Origin of the sequence: Streptosporangium fragile (assembly GCF_039534445.1) — a bacterium.
GTDB classification, from domain to species: Bacteria; Actinomycetota; Actinomycetes; order Streptosporangiales; family Streptosporangiaceae; genus Streptosporangium; species Streptosporangium fragile.
Map to the genome: position 1 here is coordinate 1 of NZ_BAAAVI010000134.1, position 7,769 is coordinate 7,769.

Consider the following 7,769-nt stretch of genomic DNA (forward strand, 5'->3'; position numbering starts at 1 on the left):
CCCGGGCGGGCGGTCGGCCGGACAGGGGCCCGCCGGGCGGCTGGCCGTCCGGCCGGGCGGGCGGTCAGCCGGCCGCGGCCTTCCGCACGGCCTCGGCGATCCGCTCGGCGAGGTCGACGACGCGCGGCCCCCACCGGGAGGCGATGTCGTCGTCGAGCGGGACGACCCGGTCGTTCTTGACGGCCGAGAGCGTGGACCAGCCGGGACGCTTGGCGAGCGTCTCCTTGGACTGGCCGCAGCACACGGTGTCGGCGAGGAAGACGAGGTCCGGGTCGGCCTGGGGGACGAACTCGGCGGCGAGCTTGGGGTAGCCGCCGGCGGCGTCGGGGGCCTTGTCGGCGATGTTGGTCAGGCCGAACAGCGCGTAGACCTGGCCGATGAAGGTGCCGGAGGTCGCCGTGTAGGGGGTGGTGTCCAGCTCGTGGTAGTAGGTGAGCTTCGCGTCCTTGGGCGCCGCGGCGGCGAGCTCGCCGAGCCGCTTCTTCATCCCGGCGACGACCTCGGCGGCCCTGGCGGCGTTGCCGGTGCCCGCGCCGAGGTCGGCGATCTGGTCATACGCCTCGTCGATCTTGGTGGCGGCGGGTTCCAGCAGCACCGGGACGCCGACCTTGCCCAGCTCGGCCACGACACCGTCGGTGTCGTTGGCGACCACGACCAGGTCGGGCTTCCTGGCGACGATCGCCTCCACGTTCGGCTTGAAGCCGGACAGGTCGCTCTTCGGGGCCTCGGCGGGATGGTCGGACTGGTCGTCCACGGCGACCACCTGCGGCCCGGCGCCGATCGCGAACAGGCTCTCGGTCGCGGTGGGCGACAGGGAGACGATGCGCTCCGGCCGGGCGGTGATGGCGACGGCGCCGTTGCCCGCCTCGACCGTGACGGGGAACCCCGCCGCGGCGAGCGAGGCGGACGCGTCCCCCGGCGCGGAGGCGGCGGGCGTGGGGGAAACGGGGGCGGAGGTGGCGGTCTGGCCGCATCCGGCCAGGGAGAGAGCGGCGAGCAGGGCACCGGCGAGCGCGGTGGGGAGGGGCCTCACACAAGGTCCTTTCAGGTGCCGGAACCGAGAGACCCGGGAACACGGACGGGTCACCCTTTTCCACGAGGGTTGACGGCGTCGGTGCGGCGGAGGCGACCTGGCTCGGCCCGTGGGGGCCATGACAGTTGCGGGACAGCGCCGGGCTCACACCGGACTTCGCTCTCGCTGCACGTCGGACAAACGCTATCAATTACCCCAAAGGACTTGGAGTCAAGGGCCCCGCCGGCCGCTCAGCCGAGCTGCTCCTCCGCCGCGGAGATGATCTCCTGCAGGCGCAGGCCGTGCGCGGCGTCCAGCGGGTGGCCGCCGCGCCGCACGGTCACCGCGAACTCGGCGAGCATCTGCGTGAAGACGTCGGGGCCCAGCCGGGTGTCGTCGATGAACTCCCGGCCCAGGCGGCCGTAGACCTCCACGCTGGACGGCGGCGTCTCCCCCGGCACGCTCATGCACAGCGACGCCTCGCTGACCGCGCCGCTCTCGTGCTCCAGCAGCAGGCCGACCCAGCCCAGCGGGTTGCCGTGGGCGCGGACCCCGACGATCCGGCCGAGGGCGGCGTCGAGCATGTCGATCATGTGCGGGCCGACGTCGAGGACCGCGCCGCGCTCCAGGCGCCACGGGGTGACGAAGGCCCCGCCGAGCATCGCTCCGGAGATGTTGGCCGCCCGGCCGCCGAACGGCTCGATGGCCGACACCCTCGCCAGGAACGCGCGCGTGGCGGGCGAGTAGCGCCAGGTGAGGACCATCTGCGAGGCCACCCCGGCCTCGGCGACCGCCTCGGCCAGCCGGCGGGCCCCGTCGAGATCGGCCGCGAGCGGCTTCTCCAGCAGCAGCGCCTTGCCCGCCTTGGCGGCCTGCACGCCGAGCTCCGCCTGGACGGCGGGCGGGACCGAGAACGCGACCGCCTCGCAGTTGTCGAACAGCTCCTCGATGCGCTCGAAGACCGGCGCCCCGAACCGGGCCGCCGCCTCGGGGCGGCGGGCCCACACGCCCACCAGGCGCGTGTGCGGACCGGCCGCCAGCATCGGCGCGTGCACCATCTCCGCCCACGGCCCGGCGCCGACCAGGCCCACAGATACCGTCACGGTCCCAGTTTCGCACGCTCCCATGCCTTGATCGCGTGTTCCGGCCGGTGCGCGGTGGTCCCGCCGTCGACCACGATCGTCTGGCCGGTCACACAGCGCGCCTCGCCGGAGGCCAGGAAGGCGACCAGCGCGGCCACGTCGTCCGGCTCGGCCGGCCAGGGCAGCAGGCGCTCGGCCGCCTTCTCGGCCAGCCGCTCGGGCGACATCGCCCCGCGCGCCGTGTCGGTCATCACCAGCCCGGGGGCCACCGCGTTGCAGCGGACGCCGCGCGCGCCGTACATGGTGGCCACGTAGCGGACCAGCCCGGTCAGGGCCGCCTTGGAGGCACCGTAGGCCGCGTGGTCGGCGTCCCCCACCAGGCCGGACACCGACGAGGTCAGCACGATCGCGCCGCCGTCGGGCATCGCGGGCACGGCGTGCTTGACCGTGAGCATCGCCCCGCGCAGGTTGACCGCCATCGTGCGATCCCAGACCTCGACGTCCATGTCGAGCAGATCCCGGTCACGGCCGTAGACGTCGCGGTCCAGGCAGGCGGCGTTGGAGTGCAGCACGTCCAGCCGTCCGAACGAGCCGACGAGCTCGGCGACGGCGGAGCGCACGGTCTCCTCCCGCGACACGTCGCAGTGCAGCGCGCACGCCGTGCCGCCCGCGGCCCTGATCTCCGCGGCGACCGAGCGCGCCCCGGCGGCCCACAGGTCGGCGACGCCGACCCGGGCGCCCTCCCTCGCCAGCCGCCGCGCGGTCGCCGCGCCGATCCCCGACGCGGCCCCGGTGACCAGCGCGACCTTGCCCGCGAAACGCATCACCACTCCACGTGCAGCGCGGTCAGGCCGCGCCCGACGATGGACGTGCGGTAGGCCGCGGGTGGCGCGCCCGAGGCCAGGCGCAGGCCGGGCAGGCGGCGGCCCAGCACCTCCAGGGCGGTACGGAGCTGCAGGCGGCCGAGCGCGGCGCCGACGCAGAAGTGGATGCCGTAGCCGAGCGTCATGTGCGCGTCGGCGTTGCGGCGGTCGATCACGAACCGCTCCGGCTCCTCGAAGACCGTCTCGTCGTGCGCCGCGGAGTCGGTGGAGAGCAGGCAGAGGGAGCCCCGGGGGATGATCACATCGTGCATCTCGACGTCGACGGTGGTGTGGCGGAAGGAGCCGAGGCTGGCGCCGTCGATGCGCATGCACTCCTCGACCGCGTTCTGGACCAGCTCCGGCGGCACCGGCCAGGCGCCCTCGCGCAGCAGCCGGAAAACGCTGTTACCGAGCTGGTTGGGCACGGTGTCGTTGCCGCCGAGCAGGATCGTGGAGATCAGCTCGACGACCTCGCGGTGCGACAGTTCGGTGCCGATGAGGGACGTCATCAGCGAGACGAAGTCGTCCCTCGGCTCGGCGGCGCGGGCGGCGACCAGCTTGTCGACGTAGTCGAGGTAGGCCAGGAAGCTCTCGGCCAGCACCAGCTGGCGCTCCGGCGGCTGCGGCGACAGGAAGAGCTGGAACCAGTCCTTGACGTGCTCCTGGACGAACCGCTCGTCCTCCTCGGGGACCCCGATGAAACGGGCGGTGAGCTTGATCGACGGGATGTGCGCGATCTCGGCGACCAGGTCGCCGCCGCCCCGGGGGATCACCCGGTCGAGCACCTCCTCGTTCAGGTCGCGGAAGCGCTGCTCCAGGGCGCCGACCGCGCGCGGGGTGAAGGCCCGCGAGACCGAGCGGCGCAACCGGGTGTGGGCGGGCGGGTCGACGTTGGCCACGAAGCTGGACAGGAACGAGCCGTGCTCGCCCAGTATCCGCCTGGTCTCGTCGGCGAGGCTGCGGGAGATCGTCAGCGAGCCCGCCGAGGAGAAGCGCCGCGGGTCGCCGTAGGCGGCGCGTACGTCCTCGTACCGGGTGATGACGTAGGCGCCCAGGTGCTCGCTGCGGAAGACCGGCCGTTCGTGCCGGAGCCTGCGCAGGAAGTCGTAGGGCGCGGCGACGTGCCAGGCCGCGCTGACGTCGAAGTCCTCAGCGGTGATCATCACGTGCCTCTCGGTACGGCCCGCGCCGGGCGAGGATCTCGCGGGGGTTGGCGACGAGCATCAGGTCGATCTGCTCCTGGGTGACGCCTCGCCTGCGCAGCTCGGGCAGCACGTCCCGGGAGATGTGGAGCAGGTGGTAGTTGGGGTGGCGGCGGCGTACCACGTCGGGGTCGAAGCGGTCGTTGAAGCAGTACGAGTCGTGGGACAGGACCATCCGGCCGGCGTGGCCGCGGGCGGCGAGTTCGGCGACGACCGCCACCCGGTTCTCGAACGAGCTGATCGTCTCGATGCCGAACCGGTCCATGCCCAGGTAGGAGCCGCCCGCGATGAGCTCCTCCAGGTAGGCGAGGTCGGTGGAGTCGCCGGCGTGCCCGATGACCACCCTGGTGAGGTCCACCCCCATCCCGGCCAGCAGCTTCTGCTGGACCAGGCCGCCGCCGGAGGCGCTGTGCGAGTGGGTGGAGATCGGCACCCCGGTCTCCAGGTGGGCCTCGGCGACGGCGCGGAAGACCCGCTCGCAGCCCTTCGTCATGCCCAGGTGGTCGGAGGCGCACTTCAGGACGGCGGCCTTCACGCCGGTGCGGCCGATGCCCTCGGTGATGTCCCTGACGAAGAACTCGGCCAGCCGGTCCACGCCGCCGAACAGCGAGCCGGGGCCCCGGTTGCCGAAGTAGGGCGGGAGGGCGTCGTAGGTGTACAGGCCGGTGGCGGCCACGATGTTGACCTCGGTCAGCTCGGCCACCCGCTGCACCGCGGGCACGTAGCGGCCGAGCCCGACCACGGTCAGGTCCACGATCGTGTCGATGCCGTGGCGCTTGAGGTCGTCCAGCCTGGCCGCCGCCTCCCGGGCGCGCCGCTCCAGGTCCCAGCCCTCGGGGATGTCCGGCCAGTTCCACAGGATCTCCGGGCTGAGCCCGAAGACGTGCTCGTGCATGAGCGTCGCGCCCAGGTCCTCGACGGGACCGTTGACCGTCTCGACGGCCATCACGCGTGCGCCACGACGGGGAACCTGGGGTGGTCGAACGGCCGGTTGACGGTGAGCCCGAGGCCGTCGGTCTGCCGGTACGGCGTGCCGGTGTAGAGGGCGTCCGCGTCGAAGTAGGTGACCGTGAAGGAGAGCCGGGCGGTGTCCCTGCGGTTGGCGGCGGCGCCGTGCACGGTCAGCGCGTGGTGCACGGTCGCGTCGCCCGCGGCCAGGTCCAGCGGCGGGGAGACCGGGAGCTCCTTCAACCAGGGGTGCTGGGTGAGCTGGTCGTCGCCGTCCCTGGCGAAGGAGCGGCCGAGCAGGCCGTGGCGGTGCGAGCCGCTGACGAAGCGGAGCGAGCCCATGTCGGCCGGGACGTCCACCAGCGCGAGCCAGACGGTCAGCATGGCCGAGCGGTCCATCGGCATCCACGGGAAGTCCTGGTGGAACTCGGTGGCACCGTGCCCGCCCCCCGGCTCCTTGATCAGCAGGTTGGTCACCTGGACCCGCACGCCGGCCACCCCGTGCAGCAGCCGGGTGGCGCCGCGGCCGAGCGCGGGGGCGAAGGCCAGGGCCCTGAAGTGCTCGTCGGCCTCGGCGATGTCCCTGGACTGGCCGAACGCCTCGTCGACCTTGGAGGTGACCGCCCGTGAGCGCTCCCGCAGGTGGACCAGTGCCCGGTCGCGGAGCAGGGCCGCGCGGCCGGGGCCGATCAGGCGCGGCAGGCGCACCCAGCCGTTCTCCTCGAAGAAGGCGACCTCGTCGTCGGTCACGTCGCGGACCGGGGTGTTGTCAGCCATGGGCTCAGTGTCGAACCTCGGGGCACCCTAAAGCAAGCGCTTGGTAATGACAGGCCGGGACGGCGGCGCGCCTCTCCGATATTGTGTAGCAAGTGCTTGGTAAAGACCTGGGGAGTGCCCATGGACCGCCCGTTCCGGTTCGCCGCCGTGGTCCGCGAGGCCGGCTCGGCCCGCGCCTGGGCCGAGAAGGCCCGGCGCCTGGAGGGCTCCGGGTTCGACGCGCTGCTCGTCCCCGACCACCTGGTGGGCCCCCGGTTCGCGCCGGTCGCGGCGATGACCGCGGCCGCGTGCGCCACCACCCGCCTGCGGGTCGGCACCCTGGTCTTCGCCAACGACTTCCGCCACCCCGCCGTGCTCGCCAAGGAGGCCGCCACCGTCGACCTGCTCTCGGAGGGCCGCCTGGAGCTGGGCCTGGGCACCGGCTGGATGGCCGCCGACTACACCCGCGCCGGACTGGAGCTCCGGCCACCGGGGGTCAGGGTCGACCGGCTGGCCGAGGCGATCACAGTGCTCAAGGGCCTGTGGTCGGACGGCCCGTTCACCATCCACGGCGAGCACTACCGGATCACCGGCCTGGACCAGACACCCAAGCCGTGGCGCCGCCCCCACCCCCGCCTGCTCCTCGGCGGCGGCGGCCCCCGCATGCTGCGCCTGGCCGCCCGCGAGGCCGACGTGATCAACCTCGGCATGCGCGTGCGCGCCGACGGCACCGGCCCGGACGGGACGGACGGCGGCCTGGCCGCCTTCCTCGCCAAGATCGACACGGTGCGCCGGGCCGCCGGTGACCGCTACGACCGGATCGAGCTCGGCACGAGCGTCCAGCAGCTCGGCGTCCGCAAGAAGGGCGAACCGTGGAGCGCCGCCGACTCCTCACGGCAGGACGAGACCCCCCAGGTGCTGCTCGGCACCCGGCAGGACGTCGTGGACAAGCTCCGGCACTGGCGCGACGCCCACGACCTGTCGTACTTCGTGCTCCACCACGAGCGCGACCTGGACGCCTTCACCCCGGTCGTCGAGGAGCTCGCCGGGCGCTGAGCGCCGGCCACCACCGGGACGCGGGACGGCCGGACGGCGGCGCCGCTCAGACGGCGACGGGACGGCGGGGCGGCCGGACGGCGGCCGGACGGCGGCGGGGCGGGGCGGGGCGGCCGGACGGCGGCATCGGACACACCGGCATGATGGTCTCATCATGAACCAGTTGATTCTGCTGCGACACGGCGAGACGGAGTGGAGCCGCGACGGCCGGCACACCGGACGCACCGACCTCCCGCTCACCCCCGGGGGCGAGGACCAGGCGCGGGCGCTGGCCCCGCTGGTCGACGGCCGCGACTTCGGCCTCGTCCTGGTCAGCCCGGCACGGCGTGCCAGGGACACCGCCAAGCTGGCGGGCCTGAAGGACTACGAGACCGACCCCGACCTGTGGGAGTGGGACTACGGCGGCTACGAGGGCATCACCACGCCGACCATCCGCGAGACCCGCCCCGGCTGGTACCTCTGGCGCGACGGCGTCGTCCCGGGTGACGCCGACCACCCCGGCGAGAGCGCCGAGCAGGTCGGCGCCCGCGCCGACCGGGTGATCGCCCGGGTGCGGCCCACGGCGGGCGACGCGGTCGTGGTGGCCCACGGGCACTTCCTCCGGGTGCTGTGCGCCCGCTGGCTGGGCCTGGCCCCGCAGGACGGCCGCTTCTTCCGCCTGGACACGGGGACCTACTCCCGGCTGGGCTTCGAGCACGGCGAGCCGGTCGTCCTCGCCTGGAACGCCCCCGTCTGACCCGCGGCGCACGGCCCGGCGCCCCGGGGAACACCCGTCTCGGCGGGGCGCTCCCCGCCAAGTCGGATCGTAGCCATGTCGTTCTGTGAGCCAAGGAGTTGGGTATGATGGTTG

Annotated in this window: 8 protein-coding genes; 2 read left to right on the forward strand and 6 right to left on the reverse strand. The window is 73.5% G+C overall.

The window, feature by feature from the left end; translation table 11 throughout:
• Window positions 1–64 precede the first annotated feature (64 nt).
• From ABD841_RS39855 to ABD841_RS39880, 6 genes are all read right to left on the reverse strand, one after another.
• Window positions 65–1,033, reverse strand: a complete 969-nt coding sequence (locus ABD841_RS39855; protein ID WP_344982254.1) for an ABC transporter substrate-binding protein — start codon at window positions 1,031–1,033, stop codon at window positions 65–67.
• Window positions 1,034–1,263: 230 nt separating this feature from the next.
• Window positions 1,264–2,115 carry a Gfo/Idh/MocA family protein gene (locus ABD841_RS39860; RefSeq protein WP_344982255.1) on the reverse strand — a complete coding sequence of 284 codons (852 nt, stop codon included), beginning with the start codon at window positions 2,113–2,115 and terminating at the stop codon, window positions 1,264–1,266.
• Window positions 2,112–2,918 carry an SDR family NAD(P)-dependent oxidoreductase gene (locus ABD841_RS39865; RefSeq protein WP_344982256.1) on the reverse strand — a complete coding sequence of 269 codons (807 nt, stop codon included), beginning with the start codon at window positions 2,916–2,918 and terminating at the stop codon, window positions 2,112–2,114. Before ABD841_RS39865 ends, ABD841_RS39860 begins: the two co-directional genes overlap by 4 nt.
• The gene (locus tag ABD841_RS39870) at window positions 2,918–4,120 is read right to left on the reverse strand and encodes a cytochrome P450 (protein WP_344982261.1); all 1,203 of its coding nucleotides are present in this window, start codon (window positions 4,118–4,120) and stop codon (window positions 2,918–2,920) included. The genes ABD841_RS39865 and ABD841_RS39870 overlap by 1 nt, the downstream gene beginning before the upstream one ends.
• Window positions 4,107–5,105, reverse strand: coding sequence for a phosphotriesterase family protein (locus tag ABD841_RS39875; protein WP_344982257.1), 999 nt, complete (start codon window positions 5,103–5,105; stop codon window positions 4,107–4,109). The genes ABD841_RS39870 and ABD841_RS39875 overlap by 14 nt, the downstream gene beginning before the upstream one ends.
• Entirely contained in the window at window positions 5,105–5,884 is a 780-nt protein-coding gene (locus ABD841_RS39880) for a phytanoyl-CoA dioxygenase family protein (RefSeq protein WP_344982258.1), read from the reverse strand. The genes ABD841_RS39875 and ABD841_RS39880 overlap by 1 nt, the downstream gene beginning before the upstream one ends.
• Window positions 5,885–6,004: 120 nt before the next feature.
• On the opposite strand from ABD841_RS39880, the gene ABD841_RS39885 reads away from it, so the two are divergent.
• Both ABD841_RS39885 and ABD841_RS39890 read left to right on the forward strand, forming a co-directional pair.
• Complete coding sequence (locus ABD841_RS39885) at window positions 6,005–6,919, forward strand: TIGR03621 family F420-dependent LLM class oxidoreductase (RefSeq protein WP_344982259.1); 915 nt, start codon at window positions 6,005–6,007, stop codon at window positions 6,917–6,919.
• A 154-nt stretch (window positions 6,920–7,073) separates the two neighbouring features.
• Window positions 7,074–7,655: a histidine phosphatase family protein gene (locus tag ABD841_RS39890; RefSeq protein WP_344982260.1), complete on the forward strand. Its 582-nt coding sequence runs from the start codon at window positions 7,074–7,076 to the stop codon at window positions 7,653–7,655.
• The last annotated feature ends 114 nt before the right edge of the window (window positions 7,656–7,769 follow it).